Source organism: [Zimmermannella] faecalis ATCC 13722, from assembly GCF_000381765.1.
Lineage (GTDB): Bacteria > Actinomycetota > Actinomycetes > Actinomycetales > Microbacteriaceae > Gulosibacter > Gulosibacter faecalis.
The window spans coordinates 108,567-129,803 of the sequence record NZ_KB907081.1 but is presented as its reverse complement, the minus strand read 5'-3'; the positions used below and the strand labels follow the sequence as shown (position 1 = coordinate 129,803).

At 71.9% G+C, this 21,237-nt stretch carries 21 protein-coding genes and 1 riboswitch; of the genes, 7 read left to right on the top strand and 14 right to left on the bottom strand.

The genetic code is table 11. The annotated features are described in order from the left end of the window. Positions 1 to 83: 83 nt before the first annotated feature. The 3 genes from G328_RS0110555 to G328_RS0110545 all read right to left on the bottom strand — a co-directional run bounded on the left by G328_RS0110555 (position 84) and on the right by G328_RS0110545 (position 1,905). On the bottom strand, positions 84 to 536 hold the full coding sequence (locus G328_RS0110555) for a GNAT family acetyltransferase (RefSeq protein WP_019619324.1): 453 nt from the start codon (positions 534 to 536) through the stop codon (positions 84 to 86). A 100-nt stretch (positions 537 to 636) separates the two neighbouring features. Continuing rightward, positions 637 to 1,146 carry a hypothetical protein gene (locus G328_RS0110550; RefSeq protein WP_154651569.1) on the bottom strand — a complete coding sequence of 170 codons (510 nt, stop codon included), beginning with the start codon at positions 1,144 to 1,146 and terminating at the stop codon, positions 637 to 639. Positions 1,147 to 1,671: 525 nt separating this feature from the next. Then, positions 1,672 to 1,905 (bottom strand): hypothetical protein, encoded by a 234-nt coding sequence (locus G328_RS0110545; RefSeq protein WP_019619322.1) that lies wholly within the window; start codon positions 1,903 to 1,905, stop codon positions 1,672 to 1,674. A gap of 78 nt (positions 1,906 to 1,983) precedes the next feature. On the opposite strand from G328_RS0110545, the gene smc reads away from it, so the two are divergent. The 3 genes from smc (at position 1,984) to G328_RS0110530 (ending at position 6,554) form a co-directional block, all read left to right on the top strand. Beyond that, positions 1,984 to 5,643 carry a chromosome segregation protein SMC gene (smc, locus tag G328_RS0110540; RefSeq protein WP_019619321.1) on the top strand — a complete coding sequence of 1,220 codons (3,660 nt, stop codon included), beginning with the start codon at positions 1,984 to 1,986 and terminating at the stop codon, positions 5,641 to 5,643. 104 nt (positions 5,644 to 5,747) lie between these two features. Next, on the top strand, positions 5,748 to 6,239 hold the full coding sequence (locus G328_RS15975; RefSeq protein ID WP_019619320.1) for a GyrI-like domain-containing protein: 492 nt from the start codon (positions 5,748 to 5,750) through the stop codon (positions 6,237 to 6,239). Positions 6,240 to 6,248: 9 nt separating this feature from the next. Further along, positions 6,249 to 6,554: a hypothetical protein gene (locus tag G328_RS0110530; protein WP_019619319.1), complete on the top strand. Its 306-nt coding sequence runs from the start codon at positions 6,249 to 6,251 to the stop codon at positions 6,552 to 6,554. A 141-nt stretch (positions 6,555 to 6,695) separates the two neighbouring features. Here G328_RS0110530 and G328_RS0110525 read toward each other — a convergent pair whose 3' ends face one another. Next, positions 6,696 to 8,054, bottom strand: coding sequence for an APC family permease (locus G328_RS0110525; RefSeq protein WP_019619318.1), 1,359 nt, complete (start codon positions 8,052 to 8,054; stop codon positions 6,696 to 6,698). 39 nt (positions 8,055 to 8,093) lie between these two features. Continuing rightward, positions 8,094 to 9,029, bottom strand: coding sequence for a carbon-nitrogen hydrolase family protein (locus G328_RS0110520; RefSeq protein ID WP_019619317.1), 936 nt, complete (start codon positions 9,027 to 9,029; stop codon positions 8,094 to 8,096). A 115-nt stretch (positions 9,030 to 9,144) separates the two neighbouring features. Here G328_RS0110520 and G328_RS0110515 point away from each other — a divergent pair, with 115 nt between their 5' ends. Further along, positions 9,145 to 9,852, top strand: a complete 708-nt coding sequence (locus G328_RS0110515) for a FadR/GntR family transcriptional regulator (RefSeq protein ID WP_019619316.1) — start codon at positions 9,145 to 9,147, stop codon at positions 9,850 to 9,852. 52 nt (positions 9,853 to 9,904) lie between these two features. Here the strand turns inward: G328_RS0110515 and G328_RS0110510 are convergent, their stop codons facing one another. From G328_RS0110510 to G328_RS0110470, 9 genes are all read right to left on the bottom strand, one after another. Further along, complete coding sequence (locus G328_RS0110510) at positions 9,905 to 10,123, bottom strand: hypothetical protein (RefSeq protein WP_019619315.1); 219 nt, start codon at positions 10,121 to 10,123, stop codon at positions 9,905 to 9,907. An 89-nt stretch (positions 10,124 to 10,212) separates the two neighbouring features. Further along, on the bottom strand, positions 10,213 to 10,731 hold the full coding sequence (locus G328_RS0110505; RefSeq protein WP_019619314.1) for a hypothetical protein: 519 nt from the start codon (positions 10,729 to 10,731) through the stop codon (positions 10,213 to 10,215). A gap of 49 nt (positions 10,732 to 10,780) precedes the next feature. Continuing rightward, entirely contained in the window at positions 10,781 to 11,260 is a 480-nt protein-coding gene (ribH, locus tag G328_RS0110500) for a 6,7-dimethyl-8-ribityllumazine synthase (protein ID WP_019619313.1), read from the bottom strand. Then, positions 11,257 to 11,913 carry a 3,4-dihydroxy-2-butanone-4-phosphate synthase gene (gene ribB / locus G328_RS15135; RefSeq protein WP_019619312.1) on the bottom strand — a complete coding sequence of 219 codons (657 nt, stop codon included), beginning with the start codon at positions 11,911 to 11,913 and terminating at the stop codon, positions 11,257 to 11,259. The genes ribH and ribB overlap by 4 nt, the downstream gene beginning before the upstream one ends. Beyond that, positions 11,910 to 12,521: a riboflavin synthase gene (locus G328_RS0110490; RefSeq protein ID WP_019619311.1), complete on the bottom strand. Its 612-nt coding sequence runs from the start codon at positions 12,519 to 12,521 to the stop codon at positions 11,910 to 11,912. Before G328_RS0110490 ends, ribB begins: the two co-directional genes overlap by 4 nt. 1 nt (position 12,522) lies before the next feature. After that, entirely contained in the window at positions 12,523 to 13,611 is a 1,089-nt protein-coding gene (gene ribD, locus G328_RS0110485) for a bifunctional diaminohydroxyphosphoribosylaminopyrimidine deaminase/5-amino-6-(5-phosphoribosylamino)uracil reductase RibD (protein WP_019619310.1), read from the bottom strand. A 94-nt stretch (positions 13,612 to 13,705) separates the two neighbouring features. Next, positions 13,706 to 13,851: riboswitch (FMN riboswitch) on the bottom strand. Positions 13,852 to 13,918: 67 nt separating this feature from the next. Then, positions 13,919 to 15,199 carry a Dyp-type peroxidase gene (locus G328_RS0110480; RefSeq protein ID WP_019619309.1) on the bottom strand — a complete coding sequence of 427 codons (1,281 nt, stop codon included), beginning with the start codon at positions 15,197 to 15,199 and terminating at the stop codon, positions 13,919 to 13,921. After that, complete coding sequence (locus G328_RS15130) at positions 15,199 to 15,819, bottom strand: copper chaperone PCu(A)C (RefSeq protein WP_019619308.1); 621 nt, start codon at positions 15,817 to 15,819, stop codon at positions 15,199 to 15,201. The genes G328_RS0110480 and G328_RS15130 overlap by 1 nt, the downstream gene beginning before the upstream one ends. A 140-nt stretch (positions 15,820 to 15,959) precedes the next feature. After that, a complete protein-coding gene (locus G328_RS0110470; protein WP_019619307.1) occupies positions 15,960 to 16,658 on the bottom strand; it encodes a hypothetical protein in 699 nt (232 codons plus the stop codon). Between the two features lie 64 nt (positions 16,659 to 16,722). Between G328_RS0110470 and G328_RS0110465 the strand changes: the two genes are divergently transcribed. From G328_RS0110465 to G328_RS0110455, 3 genes are read left to right on the top strand one after another with little or no spacing between them, the layout of a single operon-like run. Beyond that, on the top strand, positions 16,723 to 19,281 hold the full coding sequence (locus G328_RS0110465; protein ID WP_026339812.1) for a DEAD/DEAH box helicase: 2,559 nt from the start codon (positions 16,723 to 16,725) through the stop codon (positions 19,279 to 19,281). Beyond that, the gene (locus G328_RS0110460; protein WP_019619305.1) at positions 19,278 to 19,901 is read left to right on the top strand and encodes a LysE family translocator; all 624 of its coding nucleotides are present in this window, start codon (positions 19,278 to 19,280) and stop codon (positions 19,899 to 19,901) included. The genes G328_RS0110465 and G328_RS0110460 overlap by 4 nt, the downstream gene beginning before the upstream one ends. A 28-nt stretch (positions 19,902 to 19,929) precedes the next feature. Further along, complete coding sequence (locus G328_RS0110455) at positions 19,930 to 21,234, top strand: NtaA/DmoA family FMN-dependent monooxygenase (RefSeq protein WP_019619304.1); 1,305 nt, start codon at positions 19,930 to 19,932, stop codon at positions 21,232 to 21,234. Positions 21,235 to 21,237 lie beyond the last annotated feature (3 nt).

Here is a 21,237-nt window from a genome sequence, read left to right as displayed (position 1 = left end):
TTGTCGTGCGGGGTGGATGGATGCGCAGGGTGGAGGCGCGGGGTGGATGCGCGGGGCACGCCGGGCGTTCAGTCGCGGCCGCGTCAGTCTTCGATGAGGCGCTTGCCGAGCACCGCGACCTCGGCGGGCGCGTATCCGAGCCGCTCGTAGAACCCGGTCGCCACGACGTTGTCGCTGCGCACCATCAGCTGCACCTTCGGGCAGCCGGCGGCCTCGAGGCGCCGCTCGGCCTCCTCGACGAGCGCCCGGCCGAGCCCGATGCCGCGGTGCGATTCCGCGGTCGCGAGGTAGTACATCCAGCCCCGGTGGCCGTCGAATCCGGCCATGACGCTGCCGACGATGCCGGCGTTCGGGACGTCTCCCGGCTGCTCAGCGACGAGGAAGAGCTCGGGCTGTGCCACGTGCGCGCGGGCGATGTCGGCGCGGGGGTCGTTCCAGGGGCGGGTGAGGCCGCACGCCTCCCAGAGCGCGACGACCGCGTCGGCGTCGACGGGCGTGAACGTGCGCAGGTGCGCGGCGGATTCGGGCGTGGCCATGCGTTGCAATGTAGCGCACGCGCTGCGGCCCTCGACGCCGGGTGTCGCTAGCGGCGCCAGTGGGGCCGAGACCAGACGCGCGACCCGAGCGGCCGCCGGGCTACCCGCCCTCGTCGATTCGCTTGAGGTCGGCGACCATTTGGCCGGGCGCGTCGTAGCGGGCGTCAAAGCGATCGTCGGGATCCATCGTGTTGTGCCGAATTCGGAGGTACTGGCCCGGGTTGAGGAGCGTGTGCGCAAACCCGGCGTCGCCGACCACGCCAACGATCCGCTTCAGCGGGGCGCCGGAGCCCTGATCGATCTCGACGTGCACGTCGAACCTGAGCCGTTCGAGTCGATTATCGGCAGAGCCCGTGCCGCCAGTGCCGATGACGTTGACGATTCGCGCATCCGTCACGAAACCCTTCGCGAACGCGCGCTTCTCTTCACCCTCATCGGCCACCGCGGTCGCGATCAGGAACCCTACACACATGACGATTCCGAGTGGGAGTACGAAGATACCGAGGGTGTGCAGCGGAGTAAACAACAGCACGATTCCGGCGACCGCCGTGACCGCGCCGAGGCCGCTGAGCCACAAGAACACCTGGCTGAGCTGGGGTTTCCGAAGCATCGTCACTGGCTCCTTTGCACTCGAGTGTTTGCGTTCGGGCGAGAGAGTCGCCGGGCCCGCGTGCGCGTTGTCGCGACTCTAGCGCCCGGAAATGCGCGCCGGCCAGGTGCTGTCGCCGAGCCGCCGCGCGTATCCTGCCACCCATGAGCGAGCTGCGCGAGACGCGAGACGAGTACGTCGCCGCCGCCGATTGGGCGGTCGAGGTGGTGGATGCGATCCCCGCGTCGGCCTGGAACGGCCCGGGCCTCGGCGCCTGGAATCTTCGCGGTCTCGTCGGGCACACGAGCCGATCGTTCGTGACGGTGCTTGAACACGCCGAGTGGCCCGCCGATGACGTCGAGATCGAGTCGGCGACGCGTTACTACGAGCTCACCGCGCCGATCGCTCGCGCTCGCGACGTCGCTCGCCGCAAGCAACGGCAACGGTGGGGCGGTTCTGCTCGCGCTCACCGGACGGCGAGCGCTGCCGGAGGGGTTCTCGGCGCTTGGCTGAGGCGCTCGGCTGAGGCTCCCGCCGAGCCGAGCCCTACCGCCAGGTCTCGGTCGGCGAGGGGGAACCAGTCGGGTCGCTGCCGCCGAACCGCTCGGTGGGCGTGACGGTCGGGTCGACGCCGAACTCGTCGGGGTCGATGAACTCGGGTTCGCCGGTCGGGCCGTCGTAAAACATGTCGGAAAAGAACGGGGCGAAGACGCATCCCGACAGCAGCGCCGTCGCGACTGCCACGGTCGCAACCGCGAGAAGTCGACGGGATCTGGCCATACCCCCGAGCCTAAGCGCTAGAACGGGCCCCGTGCCACCTACACTAAGGCGCACGAGCACCCCGAACGGAAGCACCGCATGCACCTGAAGCGCCTCACCCTCAAGGGCTTCAAATCGTTTGCGAAGCCCACCACCCTCGAGTTCGAACCGGGGGTGACGTGTGTCGTTGGCCCGAACGGGTCGGGCAAGTCGAACGTCGTGGATGCGCTCGCCTGGGTCATGGGTGAGCAGGGCGCGAAGTCGCTGCGCGGCGGCAAGATGGAAGACGTGATCTTCGCGGGCACCGCGACCCGCGGGCCGCTCGGCCGCGCCGAGGTCACGCTCACGATCGACAACGCCGACGGGGCGCTCCCGATCGACTACACCGAGGTGACGATTCGCCGCACGCTGTTCCGCACGGGCGGCAGCGAGTACGCGATCAACGGCGAGGGCGTGCGCCTGCTCGACGTGCAGGAACTGCTGAGCGACTCGGGCCTCGGCCGCGAGATGCACGTGATCGTCGGCCAGGGCCGGCTCGACACGGTGCTGCGGGCGACGCCGGAGGAACGCCGCGGCTTCATCGAAGAGGCGGCGGGCGTGCTGAAGCACCGGCGCCGCAAAGAGAAAACGGTGCGCAAGCTCGAGGGCATGGAGACGAACCTCCAGCGCCTGCGCGACCTCGTCACCGAGGTGCGCCGCCAGCTCAAACCGCTCGGCCGCCAGGCCGAGGTCGCCCGCCGCGCGCAGGGCATTGCCGCCGTCGTGCGCGACGCGAAGGCGCGGCTCATGGCCGACGACGCGGTGCGGCTCCGCGGCCAGCTGCGCGACGCGGGCAGCACCGAGCAGGAGCGTTCGACCGAGCGGATGGTGCTGAAAGAACAGCTCGACCGCGCGGTGCTGCGCATCCAGAGCCTGCAGGAGGCGCAGCGCGGCGACGCCGTCGACCAGGCCCGCCGCGTCGCCTTCGACCTCGAGAGCGTGCGGGAGCGCCTGCGGAACTTCCTCATGCTCGTGAGCCAGCGCGAGACGATGCTCCGCGCCCGCCTCGACGAGCCGAGCCTCACGGTCACGGTGTCGCAGCAGGCGGTGGCGGATGCGCGGGCCGAGGCCGAGACCCTCGAGGAGCGATCGGCCGAGGCCGAGACGTCGTGGCACGCCGCGCAGCGGGCGACGACGCAGGCGCGCGCCGAGCTGGATGCGCTCGACCGAGAGCTCGCGGCCCAGTCGGCGCTGCTGTCGAAGCACGAGCTGCGCACGACCGAGCTGCAGGGCAAGGCCGAGGCCGCGTCGGGCCGTCTTGCGGCCGTGCGCGGCGAGGTGCTGCGCGGCGAGAACGCGCGCCGCGCGGCTGCCGATCGCCTCGAACAGGCGGAGCGCGAGCTCGCAGAGGTCGAGTCGCAGGCCGAGGCCGGCGAGGCGGACTCGACGGGGCTCGACGCCGCCTACGCGGCGGCGCAGGGCGACGTCACGGCCGCCCAGGTAAAGGTCGACGAGCTGCGCGACCGGCTCCACGAACTCGAGCGCGAGCGCGACGCCCTCGACGCCCGCCGCCGCGCCCTCGCGCTCGCGGCCGAGGTGAACGACGGCGCGCAGGCGCTGCTCGCGAGCGACCCCGACGGCGTGCAGGGCCGCGTGAGCGAGGTCGTCAAGGTCGCCCCGGGCGACGAGCGCGCGGTCACGGCAGCCCTCGGCGCATTCGCCGACGCGATCGTCGCGACCGACCGCGACGCCGCGTTCGAGCTCGGCCGCCTCGCCGCCGACCACGGCCGCGTGCACCTCGTTGCGCAGGTCGCCGAGGCGCGACGCGACGACCTCACCGACCTCGTGCGCGAGCTCGCCGAGACGACGGGAGTGGCGCTGCGCCTCGCGAGCGAGTCGGTGTCGGGCGCCCCCGCGGTCGCCGAACTGCTCGGCGCGACCCTCATCGTCGACGAGCTGCCCGACGCGGCCGCGACCGCGCGCATCCTCGCCGCGCTGCCCGCCGGCGCCCGGCTCGTGAGCCGCGCCGGCGCCACGGTCGACGCGAACTCGCTCGTCGCGACCGGCACCGACGCCGACGACGAATCGGGCGCGAGCCGCCTCGAGCTCGTCGCCGAGCGTGACCGCGCGGCCGCGTCGCTCGCCGAGGTTCGCGCGACGATCGACACCCTCTCGCTCACCCTCGCCGATGAGCGGGCCGGGCTCACCGCGGCGAAGCAGCGCTCCGACGCTGCGCTCGCCGAACTGCGCGGCTTCGACGCCGAGCTCGCCGCCCGCCGCGAGGCCCTCAACCGGGCCCGCGCTCGCGTCGAATCAGCAACCGCCGAGCTCGCCCGCGCCACGAAGTCGCACGAGCTCGCGAGCACGAACATCGACGAGGCCGTCGCCCGCGTCGACGCCGCGAAGCGCGAGCTCGAGACCCACGAGTCGCAGCCGCGGCCTGTGTTCGACGCGAGCAAGCGACAGGAATTCTCGGATGCGGTCGAGCGCGCCCGCGAGGCCGAGGTCGAGGCGCGCCTCGGGCTCGAAACGCTGCGCGAACGCCTGCGCGCCGAGCAGCTGCGCGCCGCCGAGCTCGTGAAGCAGCGCGAGTCGGAGCGGGAGGCCGCCGAGAAGGCGGCCCGCGAGGCGATCCTGCGCCGCGCCGAACTCGAGCGGGTCGCGGCCGTGCACGCGCGCATCCCCGCCCTCGAAACGCAGGTGGAGGCGTCGCTCGAGCGGGCGCGCGCCGAGCTCGCCGAACGCGAGCGCGAGCGGCAGGAACAGGACCGCGAGCTCGTCGAGCTGCGCGAGCAGGAGGCGAAGCTGCGGGCGCGGCTCGGGCAGATCACCGAAGACGTCCACGCGCTCGAGCTGCAGATCTACGAGCGCAAGATGCAGCTCTCGAACCTGCTCGAGCGCGCGGCGAGCGAGCTCTCGCTCTCGGAGGCGGTGCTCGTCGCCGAGTACGGTCCCGACCAGCCCGTGCCGCTCACCGCCGTGACCGGCAGCGCGGGCAAGCCCAGCGCATCCGCCGCCGAATCGGACGACGACGCGGCCGACGACGACGCGACCGCCGCGGCGCCGGATGCTGCAGACCAGGACGTCGAGCCCGACGACGTCGAAACCGAGCCCTACGACCGCGACCGCCAGCAGCGCCGCCTCGCCCAGGCCGAGCGCGAGATGCAGCAGCTCGGCCGCATCAATCCGCTCGCGCTCGAGGAGTTCGCGGCGCTTGAGCAGCGGCACACGTACCTGCAGGAGCAGCTCGACGACCTCGTGCGCACGCGCAGCGACCTGCTCGGCATCGTCGACGACATCGATACCCGCATGCGCGAGGTGTTCGCGGCGGCGTTCGACGACACCCGCGAGGCGTTCCACGAGGTGTTCCCGGTGCTGTTCCCGGGCGGCAGCGGCGATATCTCGCTTACGAACCCCGACGACCTGCTCACGACCGGCATCGACGTCGCGGTGAAGCCGGCCGGGAAGAAGATCGACAAGCTCTCGCTGCTCTCGGGCGGCGAGCGCTCGCTCGCGGCGGTCGCGCTGCTCGTCGCGATCTTCAAGGCTCGGCCGAGCCCGTTCTACATCATGGACGAGGTCGAGGCCGCCCTCGACGACGCGAACCTCGGCCGCCTGCTCGAGGTGTTCGAGAGCCTGCGCGAGTCGAGTCAGCTCATCGTGATTACGCACCAGAAGCGCACGATGGAGATCGCCGACGCGCTCTACGGGGTGTCGATGCACCGCGACGGCATCTCGACCGTCGTGGGGCAGCGCGTGCGCGAGCTCTCGGAGGCGTAGGCGAATGCTCGAGCGCAGGGCGAGGGCCGGCTCGCGCGCTGATTCGGCGTTGAGCCGCGCGGCCTAGACTCGGGGCATTGGTACTCGACGAAGGAGTCGTTCCCATGACTGACGTGGCAACTCGCACGCCGGAGTTCGTGCACATGCGGATGCAGCACACCGCCGTGGTGCGCGGTGACGGGGTGCCTGTGGGCGAGATGATCCCGTTTCTCGACAACGCGTTCACGGTGCTGCGGGCGGCGGTCGACGCCGCCGCGATCGCGCCCGACGGGCCGCAGTTCAGCCGTTACGACAGCGAACTCGTCGGCGACGTGCGGCTCGAGGGCGGCATACCGCTGCTCGCCGAACTCACGACACCGATCGAGATCGGCGGGCTCACGATCGAGCCGGGCGAGCTGCCCGGCGGCGAGATCGCGCGCATCACGCACGTCGGCCCCTACTCGGAGCTCGCCGATGTCTGGCAGGAGTTCCTCGCCGGGCTGCGGGCTGCCGGCCGCGAGCCGCGCAAGCCATACTGGGAGACGTATCACGTCACGCCCAGCCCCCACTCTGATCCCAATTCGCTGCGCACCGACCTCTGCGCAGTCGTCGCGTAAGGAGCCGAAATGACCCTTCTTCCTCCCGACCAGGCGCGCGCGGGTCGCGCGCTCGCACAGATCTCGCGCGACACCCTCGGCGAGGCGACGGGCCTCACGGTCGAGCAGATTCGCCGATTCGAGGTGTTCGAGGCGACGATCACCGACGACGAGAACCGGGCGCTGCGCCGCGCGCTCGAAGACTACGGCGTTGACTTCATCTTCGACGACGCGGTGGGCGGATACGGTGTGCGGCGTCGCTTCGGTGTCACCAGCACCCAGCGCATCGAGGGCTGGGAAGGCGAGGGCGGACTCGCCGCGAACGACGACATCTGAGCGGTGTCGCCCGCGGCGCCACTGGCGCTCGTAGCGACAACTGGCGCCGTTATAGCAGCGCCAGTTGTCGCTGGCGGTGCCAGTCGTCGACCCGCACCCGACCCGCAGCCAGCGCACGGCCGACAGCGCGACCGGATGCGCCTATCCGGCAAACGCGTCGGGGTCGACGCTCGGCGGCTGGCGTCGGAACCCGCCGGTCAGCGTCGCGAGAATGACGAGGCCGACCGCGACCCACACACCCCCGATGATGAGCGCGTTGCTGTCGAGCTGCGTGAGCAGCCCGATGATGACGAGCGCGCCGACGGCGGGGAAAACGTAGTCGAGCAGCACGTTCGCGGGCGCACCGTCGCGGCGCGAGCGCACCGCGAGCACGATCACCGAGATGTTCACCATCGCGAACGCGATGAACGCGCCGAAGTTCACGAACGAGGTCGAGGTCGCGACGTCGAGGAACAGGGCGATGAGCCCGACGACACCGACGACGACGATCGCGCCCCAGGGCGTGTGGAAGCCGCGGTGCACGATCGCGAAGATGCGTCGCGGCAGCACGCCGTCGCGCCCCATCGCGTAGAGCAGCCGCGAGCCCGACGCCTGCGCCGCGAGGCCCGAGGTGAACTGCGCGATGATGAGCCCTGCGACGAACACGGCGCTGAAGACGTTGCCGCCGATCGTCTGGGCGATCTCGAACGCGGCCGACGACTCGTCGGCGAAGTTGCCGCCGGGGTGCACGAGCTGCGTGAAGTAGGTCACGACGATGAAGATGCCGCCGCCGATGAGGGCGATGAGCAGAATCGCGCGCGGCATGACCTTCGCCGGCTCCTTCGTCTCTTCGGTGAGGGTCGTGACGGCGTCGAAGCCGAGGAACGAGTAGGCGGCGACCGCGGCGGCCCCGATCACGTGCGAGAACTCGGCGCCCTCGCCGGTGAACGGCGAGGCGCTGATCAGGGCCGCGCCGCCCGATTCGCCGACGACGCTCGCGATCGTGAGCCCGACGAAGAGGGCGATCACGAGGAACTGGAATGCCATGAGCACGAAGTTCACTCGGTCGGCGACCTTAATGCCGACGATGTTCAGCACGGTCGTGATGACCATGAACCCGACAATCCACACCCAGCTCGGCACGCCGGGCACCGCCGCGGTGAGGTACGAGGCGCCGATGAGCCAGATCACCATCGGCAAGAAGAGGTAGTCGAGCAGCACGGCCCAGCCGACGAGGAACCCCGCGCGGCCGTCGATCGACCGGCCGACGTACGTGTAGGCCGAGCCCGCCACTGGGAATCGCGCCGCGAGGCGGCCGTAGCTCGCGGCGGTAAACAGCATCGCGACGAGCGCGATGAGGTAGGCGCTCGCACTCGCGCCCTCGCTCGCGCTCGCGATGACGCCGAAGATGCCGAGCACGATCATCGGCGTGAGGTACGCGAGCCCGAACAGTACGAGCGAGCGCAGCCCGAGCGTGCGGCTCAGGCCCGCGGATGCGGTGGCGGTGGTGGGATTCGTCATTGAAGTTCCGTTCTGGGCAGGTGCCTGGGGCAGGAGTGGCTATTGCAGCGGCTGGCCTGGGTGCCAGCGCGCCGGGTCGAGGTCGCCGTCGTAGAGCGGCAGCGGGATGCGCGCGTCGCCGGGCTGGAACTGCTGCCACGGCACGACCGAGCCGGCAGTGCCGTCGCGGCGAACTCGCGCGACCGCATCCAGGTCGAGGTCGACGACGAGCGTGGTGGGCGCCTCATCGGCGCTCGCGAGCGGCACGCCCTCGGGGTCGGTGACGATGCTCCGGCCGCGGCCGATGGGGCCCGCGGTATTCACACTCACGGTGAAGTTCTGGTTCACGATCGCGTTCGCCTGGGCGAGCACGACCTCCTGCGCCCGGTCGGGCGTCGTCGTCTTCACGACGTTGAGCACGACCTCAGCGCCGAGCCACGCGAGGTGGCGAGTGACCTCGGGCCACCAGGCGTCGAAGCAGATCGAGATGCCGACGCGGGCGAGGCCGTCGAGGTCGGCGACGACGAAGTGGTCGCCCGGCGCGTACGGCTCGGTCGGGCGCCACGGGAACACCTTGCGATACTGCGCGCGCAGCTCGCCAGCGGGGGAGAAGAGGGGGGCCGTGTTGTAGGGGTCATGGTGGTTGCCCGGCTCGGCCTCGCTGCGCTCGACGACCGAGCCGGGCAACAGCCACACACCGTGCTCGCGAGCGATCGCGCCGAGCCGGGGCGCGTATTCGTCGAGGTCGACGGCGCCCGCGCGCAGGCGGCCGTTCTGTACCTCGAGGTCGGGGTCGTCGGCGCCGAACAGGTGGAGCTCGGGATACACGATGAGGTCGGGCGAGTGCTCGGCGACGACGCGGGCGACGTCGCGGCGGAAAGCTTCGAGGTCGCCGCCGATCGGCAGCGGCGACGCCTGCACGGCGGCGACCCGAAGTGTGCGGGGCCCCGGGGAGGAAGTCGGCGCGGCCGGATTCGGCGCGTGGTCGGAGTGCACGGTCCCTCGCTTCTTCGGGGTGGACGTCGGTAATTGATCAAAATGATCAGTTCAGGAAAAGTATGCACCCTCCTCGCCCCGACGCGCAACGATCGCGGCTCGTTACCCTTGGGGCATGACCGCGTCGCACGAGCCCGCCGACGCCGTCGCGAGCCTGCGGCCCGTGACGGCGCTCGAATCGGTGCGCGCCCGCATCATCGTGGCCCTGCGCCTCGGCACGCTGCGCCCCGGCGACCGCATCCGCAGCGTGCACGTCGTCGCCGCTGGTCTCGACGCGAGCGAGATCACGACGCGCCGCGCCCTCGAGTCGCTCGTGCGCGACGGCGCCCTCGTGCGCCGGCGCGGCGCCGGCGGCGGCACGTTCGTTGCCGATGCGCCGGTGATTCCGCAGGACGACGCAGTCGACGCGCTCACCGCAGCGGGGGCGACCGCGCGCCAGCTCGTCGACACGCGCGTGCTGCTCGAGTCAGCGCTCGCGGGGTTTGCCGCGGCGGCCGCGAGCGACGCCGACCTCGAGCGGATGCGCGCCGCCGTGCGCGCGGGCGAGGCGGCCGACGACTGGGCCGAGTTCCACGCCGCCGACCGGGAGTTTCACCGCGCGGTGGCCGAGGCCTCGGGCGTCGCGCACCTCGAGAGCTATTTCGCGAGCCTTGAGGCCCTCTACGCGTACTTCATTCCGTATCCGATTGAGCACCTGCACGGCTCGAACGACTCGCACCGTCGCATCGTCGACGCGATCGCGGCGGGCGACCGCGCGGCCGCGGCCGACGAGGCGCGCGCCCACGTCGAGGCGCTCTACGACGAGATGTTCTTCGCGCTGTAGTCACGCCCCGCTTCGCACGAGGCATCTCGAGCCCGAGGCGGATGCGCGAGCGCTACGCGAGCAGCCCGCGCGGCTCGAAGAGGCGGTCGGGGTCGATGCGCAGCGTGATCGTGTGGCCGGGCTCCGCGGCCGGGGGCGTCGACGGGAAGGCGGCCGCGGTGAGCAGCTCGTGGTCACCGACCGACGGCGCGGGCGCGGCGACGATGACACCCGCGAGCAGCCCCGCGGCAACGACCGCGACACCGGCAATCCACACGCTCGTTCGACGCATCCTGGCCCATCTCGGTTTGCGCACGAATCCTGCTCGCGCGTTCACCGCGACGCTACCAGTCGGCGCGCCGCCGCGGCAGCCCCACTCCGCTACGAGCCGACCTTGCCGAGCGCCTCGGCGATCGGCACCCAGTCTTCGTCGTCGAGTACCCACTCGTCGACGGTCGCACGCACGAGGTCGAGATCGGGGCCGGTCCACTCCCGAGCGACGGCGAGGAACGCCTCGCTCGCGTCGTCGTCGCTCGCCGCCATGCCCGCGGCCGCCTCGATGCTCGAGTGCGTACCCCTGGCGCGGAGCCACGCGGGCAGCACGCGGGCGGTCGCGACGCCGAGCGTTCGGCCGTCGGCCACCGAGAGCACGCCGTAGGCGGCCTCGTAGATGCCGTAGTCCTGAATCGGGTGCAGCGACCAGAGGATCGCGGTGACCGCCTGCTCATCGAGGTGTTCCCCGGAGCGGAACGCGTCGAGTAGCTCGTAGTAGCGCTCGATGCCCGCCTGCTGGGCGGCGGCCTCGTCCTCGCTCAGCCTCGGCTCGTGGTCTTGATGGATGCTGCCGCCGAGCCGAATGAGTTCGTCCTGCCAAGCCTGGTCGCGCGTCCCGTTGCCCATGGGCGGAACGTTACGGTCGAACGTGAACGCCGACGTGGCCGGGCGGTAACTATTTCCTGTACTTCTCGAGGGCCACGACCGTCGCGATCGCGGCCTCGGCCGCCTCAGCGCCCTTGTCTTCCGACGAGCCGGGCAGGCCCGCGCGGTCGCGCGCCTGCTCGACGGTGTCGCACGTGAGCACCCCGAAGCCGACGGGAATTCCGGTCTCGAGTGCGACGCGATTCAGTCCATCCGTCGCCGCCTGGCAGACGTACTCGAAGTGCGGGGTGCCGCCGCGCACGACGACGCCGAGCGCGACGATCGCGTCGGGTGCGCTACGCGAGCGCGCGACGCGGGCCGCCGCGACCGAGAGCTCGAATGTGCCGGGCACGCGCACGATCTCGACGCTGGCGACCTCGGCGGCCGCGAGGGCGCGCTCGCTGCCGGCGAGCAGGGCATCGGTGAGTTCGCGATGCCAGCTCGCGACGATGACGACGACGCGCAGGCCGACGCCACTCGTGGCGATCTCTGGGGTGCCTTCTTTGCTCATACTCGGGTCCTTTCTGTTGCGAGGCGGTACTCGCGCAGCTCGGTGATGGTGAGGAGTTCGAGGCCCTCGCGCTCGGCGAGTGCGGCGGCCTCGGGGTACCGCATGACCTCGCCCGTGTCGTGCACGAGCTCGGCGATCGCGCCCACCTCGCCGGTGTCGGCGAGCCGCACGAGATCGACGGCGGCCTCGGTGTGGCCGGCGCGGGCGAGCACACCGCCCGGCACGGCGCGCAGCGGCAGCACGTGGCCGGGGCGGATGAGGTCGCTCGGATGCGCGTTAGGGTTCGCGAGGGCGCGGAGCGTCGTCGCGCGATCGGCGGCCGAGATACCAGTCGTGACGCCGACGGCCGCATCGACCGAGACCGCGTAGGCGGTGCGCAGCGAGTCCTGGGTCTGCGCGACCATGAGGGGGAGCTCGAGTTCGTCGGCGCGCGCCGCGGGCAGGGGCGCGCAGAGGTACCCCGAGGAGTGCCGCACGATCCACGCGACCCACTTGGCGCTCGCGCGGTCGGCCGCGAAGATCGCGTCGACCTCGTTCTCGCGGTCGGCCGCGTCGGCGACGAGCACGGGGCGGCCGTCGCGCAGCGCGTCGAGGGCCCGGGCGATGGTCGTGTTGAGGGCCACCTCGAGCGCAGCGGAGTCGGTCGTGCTCATCGTGCCTCCTCCTCGCGCCACTGCAGCATCCGCTCGACGTACTTCGCGAGCACGTCGACCTCGAGGTTCACGCGGGCGCCGACCTCGAGCGCCCCGAGCGTGGTTTCGCGCGACGTCGTCGGAATGATCGAGACGCCGAAGCCGCGCGCGGTTACGCCGGTGACGGTGAGCGAGATGCCGTCGACCGCAACCGAGCCCTTCTCGGCGACGTACCGCAGCAGCTCGCGGGGCGCCTCGAACACGAGGTCGTCCCAGCGCTCGCCCGCGGTGCGGGAGGCGAGGGTGGCGACCCCGTCGACGTGGCCCTGCACGATGTGCCCGCCAAGGCGGGCGGAGGCGGCGAGCGCGCGCTCGAGGTTGACCGGCGAGCCGGGCGCGAGCTCGCCGAGTGAGGTGCGCCGCAGGGTTTCGGGCAGGACGTCGGCGGTGAAGCCGCCGTCGGTGACAGTGACCACGGTGAGGCAGACGCCGTTGACGGCGATCGAATCGCCGGGCGCGGCGTCGTCGGTGACGCGAGGGGCGAGGATCTCGAGGCGAGCATCCGGTTGCCCCGGCTCGTGGTCGAGGCGCAGCACTTCGCCGCGCGCTTCGATGAGTCCGGTAAACATTTCAGGCTCCTTCTGGGGCTGGGACTAGGGCTGGGGCTGGGTCGGGCGTTGAGGCGGGCTTGGTCGCGCGGCGAGCGCGCAGGAAGAGATCGGGGCCGAGCCGCTCGGGGGCGTCGAAGCGCCAGCGGCGGGCGTCGGCGAGCGTGCCGACGCCGAAGGGTGCGACGGCGGCCGTGCCCTCGCCGAGCAGCAGCGGCGCGAGGTAGACGTGGAGTTCGTCGACGACGTCGGCGCGCAAGAACGCGGCGGCGACGGTCGCGCCGCCCTCAACGAGCAAGTGGTGGATGTGCCGGTCGGCGAGCTCGGCAAGCGCGGCGGTGACGTCGTGGGTACGTAGGTGCAGGAACGGCGCGCGGTCGTCGCGCAGCCGAGCCTGCGCGGGCAGGTCGCGGGTGCCGAGCACGACCCGCAGCGGCTGTTCGGGCAGCAACTCGCCCTCGGGCGTACGGGCGGTGAGCGCGGGGTCGTCGGCGAGCGCGGTGCCGGTGCCGACGGCGATCGCGTCGACCCGGCCGCGAACGCCGTGCGCGTGGGCACGCGCGGCGGGGGAGGTGATCCACTTGCTCGTGCCGTCGACGGCGGCGATGCGGCCGTCGAGCGTCAGCGCGAGCTTCAGGGTGACGAAGGGGCGGCCGAGCCGGGCGGGCGTTGCCCAGACCCGAATGAGCTCGCCCGCGGCCGCTGCCTCGAGCCCCGCGCGCACCGTGACGCCGGCGGCGCGCAGGCGCTCGGCGCCGCCCGCCGCTGCGGGGTTCGGGTCGTCGACGGCGTACACGACCTCGCCGATGCCCGCGTCGAGCAGCGCGTCGACGCACGGTCCCGTGCGGCCCGTGTGGGCGCACGGCTCGAGCGTGACGACGGCGGTGCCGCCGCGGGCGTCGACGCCGCGGACCCGCGCATCCGCGAGCGCCGCGGCCTCGGCGTGCGCCGTGCCCGCCCCGCGGTGCCAGCCCTCGCCGAGCACCGCGCGCGGCTCGTCACCGCCGGGGGCGAGCAGTACGCAGCCGACACGCGGGTTCGGCCCGCGCTCTGGGCCGCGCTTGGCGAGCTCGAGCGCGCGGCGCATCGCCTGGGTGGGCGTGAGGTGCATGTGCGGTGGTGTCCTTCCGGTGCGCGAATGCACCGGGAGGAAAAGGACACGCCGTCATCGACGAATACCACTGTGCTGCCGCGTCGCCACGGCAGCCATGCGCCTCCCATCCAGACTTTGACTGTCGGCTCTGGAATTCCACCAGATCAGCGCGGCTCGTACTCGACTCGGGGTCGGGCACAGGCTGCGGTCGCGGGCTATCACCGCCGGCTCGGACTTTCACCGACCCCGGAGCATGTTGCTGGCCGAAACACTACGCATGACCCGTGGGAGCACGCAACCATCGCGTCGTCACATTGCGTCGCACCTACTGCGACGAGCCCCACAGCGCCTGCCCGACGAACTCGCCCTCGGCCGCGGCCGGGGGAATCGCGAACACGGCCGACCCGATCGGCGTCGTCCATGTGTTGAGCAGGTCGGCCTCGGCGAGGCGCTCCTGAATCGGCACGAACTGCAGCGTGGGGTTCGCCTGGAACGACGCGAACAGGAGCCCCGAGTCCGACACCTTTGCGCCAGTGCCGCCCACGGCATCCTCGCCCGCCGCCGGCGAGACGGGGATGTCGTAGTTGTAGGTCTGGCGGAAGATGCGCTGGGTCGGGTCGTCGGGGCGGGCCCGCCGCATGTGGCTCGACGCGTTGATGACGGTGAACCCCTGCGGGGTGGTCGCCTCGAAGTCGGGCTCGTCGTGTTCCTGCGTGCCGGTGAGCGGCGCGCCCGTGTCGAGGCGCCGCCCGACCGAGGCCTCGCGGCCGGGGCGATCGACCTCGTCCCACGTCTCGAGGTTCATCTCGATGCGGCGCAGCACGAGGGTCGTGCCGCCGTGCATCCACCCCGCGTCGCTCGTGCGCACGATGCGATCGAACTCCTCGGTGCCGGGGCGCGGGTTCGACGAGCCGTCGAGCTGCCCGAACAGGTTGCGCTGCGTCGTCGTGGGGTCGACGACCCCGTACGCGTTGCGGAAGCCCTGCTGCTGCCACCGGATCGTCGTCGACGCCCGCGCATCCTTGAGCAGCATGCGCTGCGCGTGCGCGACGGCGAGCGGATCGTCGCCCGTCACGAGCAGGAGCAGGTCGCCCTCGCTCCAGTGCGGTTCGAGCGCGTCGATCGAGAACGCCGGCAGCTGGGCGAGCCAGTCGGGCCGGGCGGCGGGGTTGACGAGCTCGACGAGCCGCGGCCCGAAGCCGAACGTCACCGCGAGGTTCGCGGGGCGCTCGGCGAGCTCGGGCTCCTGGTCACCGATTGGCGCCTGGCCGCGCTGCAGCCGGGTCGCGTCGTCGGTGAGGATGCGCAGCAGGCTCGCGACGCGGTCGCGGCTCGTGCCCTCGGCGAGGTCGAGCGCGATGAACACGGCGTGGGCCGACTCGATGCCGACCCCCGCCTGCAGCGGCTGCTGGCCCTCCGCCTGCTGATCCGTGGGCACCGGGCGTCGCTGGTCGCCGAGCGCGATGGCCTGGGACTCGGATGTCTGGGATTCGGCGGCGCGGTCGGCGAACCGGGCGCCCGCAACGCCCGCCGCGGCGCCGACCCCGAGGGCCGCGGCGCCGACGAGTACGTCGCGACGCCGCGGCCCGCGAAGCTGCTCGGCCATTAGTGCCCCTCGTGCTCCGATTCGTCGCCCTCGTCGTGCGCTCCGTGCTCGGTGTCGGGCGCGTAGGTCTCCTCGGCGCCCGTGTACTCCTTCGCGATGGCGGCGAACTCGACCTCGCTGCCGTCGTCGAGCGTGAGCGTCACGGCGACCTCGTCGCCCGGCTCGATGGCCGACTCGAGGCCCATCGGCATGATGTGGTTGCCGCCCGGCTCGAGCACGAGCTGCTCACCCGTCTCGATCGTGAAGCCCCCGTCGATCGGCTGCATGACGCTCGAACCGTCGGACTGCACGATCGTCTCGTGGAGCTCGGTCATCTCGGCGCCCTCGACGGTCGCCGACACGACCGTGACGGCGTGCGAGTTCGGGTTCTCGAAGGTCGCGAACACTGCGGTCATGTCGCCGTCGGTCGCCTTCACCCACGGGTCGATCACCGTGAGGGTGTGCGAGTGGTCGGAACCGCCGTGGCCCTCGGCCGCCTGCGTGCTGCCGCTCGGCGCCGAGGCGGGCTCGGCGGCCGCGCAGCCGACGAGGCCGACGGTGAGGGTGAGGGATGCGGCGAGCGCGCCGACGAGGCGGCGCGTGGTGATGCCGGTGTTGGTGGTCTTGGTCGTAGCGGTCATGAACGTGTCTCCTGAAATCTCGGTTGCGGCGCGCGGGAGAGCCCCGCGGCACGCGACTGCGGTGCGCCGGCGCGAGCGTGCGCGGCGCGATTGATCGCCGCAGTGCTACCCGAGATTCGGGCTGCCTGAAACCAGGCGCACTAGTTGACTGCGGCGGTGGGGAATGCGCGTGCGGCCGGCGGCCCGCGTCGCAGCGCGGCCGCGGCGGCGCGGATCGACAGGTGCGGCACCCAGGGGAGCCGGGGGAGCGCCGCCGACCGCGGCGCCCGAGGCGCGAGCGTCGTGACGACGAAAACGAAGTCGAACGCGAAGAACTCGGCGATGAGGTCGCGCACGAACGCGAGGCGTCGCAGGATCGCCTCGCCGAAGTGGAGCACGAGCGTCGTCGCGACGGCGGCGAGGCCGTGCGCCGCGAGCATGCCCGGGTCGTGAATCCCGAGGTGTGCCGAGTGGTCGACGCCCGCGTGCGACGAGTGCGCGGCGATTGCGCTCGCCATCTCGGCGTTCGTCGCGTGATGCCCGTGGCCCGACGCGAAGCCGCCCTCGGGCGCGCCGAGGGTAAAGAGCGAGTGGAACCCGAGCTGGCTCACCGCGACCGAGCCGCCGAGGCGGAGCCAGCTCGCGCGAATCGGCGACAGCCAGGTCGCGACCACCGTCGCGATGCCGAGCGGCACGAGGATGCCCTGGAGCTCCGGCATCGCGCCGCCCGCGGCGACGTGCATCGCGAGCGCGACGAGCGTCGAAAACGCGGCCGCGGCGAACGCGAGGCACACGCGACGACGGCGCGCGGCCGACCGCGCGTGCGGCGTCCGCGCCGTCACAGCGCCCGTCGTCTCCATACCTCTACGATACGTCGAGATCGGCGCGCCCGCGGGGCAACCGCGGCGTGGGATGATCGAAGTAATGCCTACGTTGCCAGAGCTCATCCCCACCCTCGCCGACCCGGGGGCGCCCTACGACCCCGATCACGTGTACGACGCGATCATCGAGTGGACGACGGGCCGCGGCATCGAACTCTACGAAGCCCAAGACGAGGCGGTCGTGCACCTCGTGTCGGGCGCGAACGTCGTGCTCGCGACGCCGACCGGCACCGGCAAGTCGCTCGTCGCGATCGCGGCGCACGCGATCGCGCTCGCCGAGGGCAAGCGCAGCTACTACACCGCACCGATCAAGGCGCTCGTGAGCGAGAAGTTCTTCGCGCTCGTCGAGATCTTCGGCGCCGAGCGCGTCGGCATGGTCACGGGCGACAGCTCGGTGAACCCCGACGCGCCAATCATCTGCGCCACGGCCGAGATTCTCGCGAACCAGGCCTTGCGCGAGGGCGGCGACGCCGACGTCGACCAGGTCGTGATGGACGAGTTCCACTACTACGGCGACGATCAGCGCGGCTGGGCCTGGCAGGTGCCGCTGCTGCTCCTCGGCCGGGCGCAGTTCCTGCTCATGTCAGCGACGCTCGGCGACACCGAGGCGCTGCGCGACGACCTCACGCGCCGAACGGGGCGCCCCACCGAGCTCGTCGCCGGCGCGACACGGCCCGTGCCGCTCAGCTTCGAGTACGTCCTCACGCCGGTGCACGAGACCGTCGAGCGACTGCTCGACGAGCACGAGGCCCCGATCTACGTCGTGCACTTCTCGCAGAAAGAAGCCGTCGAGCGCGCCCAGGCGCTCTCGAGCATCCGCGTCGCGTCCCGCGAGCAGCGGGATGCGATCAGCGCGGCGATGGGCGGGTTCAAGTTCACGACGGCGTTCGGCCGCAAGCTCTCGGGTTGGCTGCGCCAGGGCATCGGCGTGCACCACGCCGGCATGCTGCCGCGGTATCGCCGGCTCGTCGAAGTGCTCGCGCAGCGCGGCCTGCTGCGCGTGATCTGCGGCACCGACACGCTCGGCGTCGGCATCAACGTGCCGATTCGCTCGGTGCTCATCACGTCGCTCACGAAGTTCGACGGCACGAAGCAGCGTCACCTGTCGGCGCGCGAGTTTCACCAGATCGCGGGGCGCGCGGGGCGCGCCGGCTACGACGACCACGGCACGGTCGTCGTGCAGGCGCCCGACCACGTCGTCGAGTACGAGCACGCAATCTCCAAGGCCGCCGGCGACCCGAAGAAGCAGCGCAAGGTGCAGCGTCGCCAGCCGCCCCAGGGCTTCGTGAACTACACCGAGAAGACGTTCTCGCGCCTCGTCGAGGCCGAGCCCGAGAAGCTCTCGAGCCACATGCACATGACCTCGGCGATGCTCATCAACATCGTCGCCCGCGGCGGCGACGTGTTCGCGAACGTCCGCAGCCTCTGCTTCGACAATCACGAGTCGCGCGCGCGGCAGTTCGACCTCGCGCGGCGGGCGCTCGCGCTCGGCCGCACCCTGCTCGACGCGGGCATCGTCGAGGCCGACTACGCGCATCCCGTGCCCGGTACCCGGCGGCCCCAGCTGAAGCTCACGGTCGACCTGCAGCCGAACTTCGCGCTCAACCAGCCGCTGTCGCCGTTCGCGATCGCCGTGCTCGACCTGCTCGACCCGGCCGTCGAGACCGAGGGCGCGGCCGACGAGGTCGGCAGCGGCAGCTACGCGCTCGACGTCGTGAGCGTCATGGAGTCGATTCTCGACGACCCGCGGCCCGTGCTGTTCGCGCAGCAGCGGAAGGCGCGCGGCGAGGCGATCGCGGCGATGAAGGCCGACGGTGTCGACTACGCCGAGCGGATGGAGCGAGTCGAGGAGATCACCTGGCCGAAGCCGCTCGAGGAGCTGCTAGACCAGAGTTACGAGGAGTTCGCGGAGGGGCAGCCGTGGGCACGCGACTTCGAGGTCGCGCCGAAGACGGTCGTGCGCGACATGTACGAGCGCGCGATGAGCTTCGCCGAGTTCACGGGGTTCTACGACCTCGCGCGCGCCGAAGGCGTCGTGCTGCGCTACCTCAGCGACGCGTATCGCGCGCTGCAGCACTCGGTGCCGGCCGACCGCGTGACCGACGAGCTCGACTCGATCGTCGAGTGGCTCGGGGAGCTTATTCGGCAGGTCGACTCGAGCCTCGTCGACGAGTGGGCCGAGCTCGTCGCGCCCGTCGACGACGACGGCGAGCCGGTGCTCCCGCCCGCGCCCCCGAGCGTCGTCGCGAACCGTCGCGCGTTTACCGTGCTCGTGCGCAACGAGCTCTGGCGCCGCGTGCTGCTCGCCGCGCTCGAGCGCGATGACGAGCTCGAGGCGCTCGACCCGGCCGTCGACTGGCCGGGTGTGCTCGACGACTACTACGACGAATACGACGACCTCGGCATCGACGCGGCGGCGCGCGCGCCGCAGCTGTGCCGCATTGACACGTCGCGCGAGGCCGACGGGCTCTGGCTCGTCGAGCAGACCCTCGACGACCCCGAGCACCACCACGACTGGCGCATTCGCGCCGAGGTCGACCTCAGCGCATCCGCCGAGGCCGGCGAGGCCGTCGTGCGCGTCACCGAGGTGGTGCAGCTGTGACGTTCCTCGGCGCCCTGCTTGCGTTCACCCCGCTCGCGGCGCTGCTCACGATCACGCCCGGGGCCGACTTCACGCTCGTGCTGCGGGCCGCGACGCGGTTCGGGGCGCGCAACGCGCTACTCACCGGCGCCGGAGTCGCACTCGGCGTGCTCGTCTGGGGCGTCGCGGCCGCGAGCGGCGCCGTCGCGCTGCTGCAGCTTTTCCCCTGGGCGCAGCGCGCGATCGAGATCGCCGGTGCCGCGTACCTGCTGTTCCTCGCGTGGCAGGCGTGGCCGCGCGGGCGGCGCGACGTCGAGGCGGATGCGCCGCCGCCAAGCAAGCGCACGGGGTTCTGGACCGGCCTCATCACGAACCTCCTCAACCCGAAGATCGGCGTGTTCTACCTCGCCGTCATGCCGAGCTTCCACGTCGACGGCGTGCCGTCGTACCTGCTCGGTGCCGTGCTCGCGGGCATCCACGCGCTGCTCAGCATGCTCTACTTCGGCATCATCGCCCTCGGCGCCCGCACGTTCGCGAAGCAGCTGCAGCGGCCGATCGTCGTCGCGTGGATCGACCGCATCTGCGCGATCGCCCTCGTCGTGTTCGCGGCGGTCATTCTGCTGAAGCCGCTGTTCGGCTGACCGGCCGGCGGGGTGAGATGATCGTCAAATGACGACCTTCGCGCAGCTGCACCTCGGGGCGATGCTGACGGCGTCGGGGGCACCCGACGACGAGCGCGCCTGGCTCGACCCAGACGAACCCGCGAACGCCTCGGTGAACCCCGACTGGTATCGCGAGGTTGCCCAGCTCGCCGAGGAGGCCTTGCTCGACTTCGTGTTCGTCGCCGACGCGGTCTTCGCCGACCTCGACGGCGCGCCCCACTACCTCTCGCGGTTCGAGCCGCTCTCGGTGCTGTCGTACCTCGCGGCGGCGACGCGGCACATCGGCCTCGTCGGCACCTTCTCGACCTCGTATCAGGAGCCGTACAACCTCGCCCGGATGCTCCTGTCGCTCGACCACCTCAGTGGCGGCCGCGCCGGCTGGAACGTCGTGACGTCGCTCGGCGACCGGGCCGCCCGCAACTTCGGCCTCGACGGACAGCGCGACCACGCGACCCGCTACGCCCGCGCCGCCGAGGCCCTCGAGGTGATTCGCGGCCTCTGGCACACGTACGACGAGGGGTCGTTCCCGCGCGACCGCGCGTCGGGCCAGTACCTCGACCGCGCGCACGTGCGCACCCTCGAACACCGCGGCGAGCACTTCGCGGTCGCGGGCCCGCTCAACATCGAGCGCTCGCGGCAGGGCGAGCCCGTCGTGTTTCAGGCCGGGCACTCGGCGCCGGGGCGTGCGCTCGCGGCGGCGAGCGCCGACTGCGTCTTCGGCATGCAGACGACGATCGCCGAGGCACTCGAGTACCGCGCGGGCATCCGCGCCGAACTCGCCGCGGGCCGCCCCGAACCGAAGCTGTTCATCAAGGTCATGCTCGCCTTCGCGGATGCGCCGGGGCACGCCGACGACGCCCGTCGCGCCTACCTCGTGCGGCACGGCGCGCTCGACGAACTCACGGGCCGCGTCGCCCGCGCGATCGAGCGCGACGTCGACGAGTCGCCGATCACCGAGCACGACCTCGCCCGCGCGCTCGTGAACGAGGGCACCTGGCTCGCCGACCACCTCGCGGCCGACCGCGACGCGGGGCAGCCGCTGCGCGCATCCGTCGCCCGGCTGCTCGGCCGCGACCGCCTCGTCGTCGCTGGCACGGGCGCCGAGATTGCCGGCGCCCTGCTCGAGTGGCGGGACGCCGGCGCGGCCGACGGCTTCATCGTGCAGGTGAGCAATCGGGCCGAGCTGCGCCGCGTGCGCGACGAACTCGTGCCCGCGCTGCGCGAGCGCGGGGCGTTCCGCGACGCGTATCCCGAGCAGTCGACCCTCAGGTCGCTGCTCGGGATCCGGGCCGCGGAGGTGCCCGCGCGCTAGTGG

Coding starts and splice junctions, on each gene's coding strand:
- G328_RS0110555 (WP_019619324.1), bottom strand. CDS start 536: ATGGCCACGCCCGAATCCGCCGCGCACCTGCGCACGTTCACGCCCGTC.
- G328_RS0110550 (WP_154651569.1), bottom strand. CDS start 1,146: ATGCTTCGGAAACCCCAGCTCAGCCAGGTGTTCTTGTGGCTCAGCGGC.
- G328_RS0110545 (WP_019619322.1), bottom strand. CDS start 1,905: ATGGCCAGATCCCGTCGACTTCTCGCGGTTGCGACCGTGGCAGTCGCG.
- smc (WP_019619321.1), top strand. CDS start 1,984: ATGCACCTGAAGCGCCTCACCCTCAAGGGCTTCAAATCGTTTGCGAAG.
- G328_RS15975 (WP_019619320.1), top strand. CDS start 5,748: ATGACTGACGTGGCAACTCGCACGCCGGAGTTCGTGCACATGCGGATG.
- G328_RS0110530 (WP_019619319.1), top strand. CDS start 6,249: ATGACCCTTCTTCCTCCCGACCAGGCGCGCGCGGGTCGCGCGCTCGCA.
- G328_RS0110525 (WP_019619318.1), bottom strand. CDS start 8,054: ATGACGAATCCCACCACCGCCACCGCATCCGCGGGCCTGAGCCGCACG.
- G328_RS0110515 (WP_019619316.1), top strand. CDS start 9,145: ATGACCGCGTCGCACGAGCCCGCCGACGCCGTCGCGAGCCTGCGGCCC.
- G328_RS0110510 (WP_019619315.1), bottom strand. CDS start 10,123: ATGCGTCGAACGAGCGTGTGGATTGCCGGTGTCGCGGTCGTTGCCGCG.
- G328_RS0110505 (WP_019619314.1), bottom strand. CDS start 10,731: ATGGGCAACGGGACGCGCGACCAGGCTTGGCAGGACGAACTCATTCGG.
- ribH (WP_019619313.1), bottom strand. CDS start 11,260: ATGAGCAAAGAAGGCACCCCAGAGATCGCCACGAGTGGCGTCGGCCTG.
- ribB (WP_019619312.1), bottom strand. CDS start 11,913: ATGAGCACGACCGACTCCGCTGCGCTCGAGGTGGCCCTCAACACGACC.
- G328_RS0110490 (WP_019619311.1), bottom strand. CDS start 12,521: ATGTTTACCGGACTCATCGAAGCGCGCGGCGAAGTGCTGCGCCTCGAC.
- ribD (WP_019619310.1), bottom strand. CDS start 13,611: ATGCACCTCACGCCCACCCAGGCGATGCGCCGCGCGCTCGAGCTCGCC.
- G328_RS0110480 (WP_019619309.1), bottom strand. CDS start 15,199: ATGGCCGAGCAGCTTCGCGGGCCGCGGCGTCGCGACGTACTCGTCGGC.
- G328_RS15130 (WP_019619308.1), bottom strand. CDS start 15,819: ATGACCGCTACGACCAAGACCACCAACACCGGCATCACCACGCGCCGC.
- G328_RS0110470 (WP_019619307.1), bottom strand. CDS start 16,658: ATGGAGACGACGGGCGCTGTGACGGCGCGGACGCCGCACGCGCGGTCG.
- G328_RS0110465 (WP_026339812.1), top strand. CDS start 16,723: ATGCCTACGTTGCCAGAGCTCATCCCCACCCTCGCCGACCCGGGGGCG.
- G328_RS0110455 (WP_019619304.1), top strand. CDS start 19,930: ATGACGACCTTCGCGCAGCTGCACCTCGGGGCGATGCTGACGGCGTCG.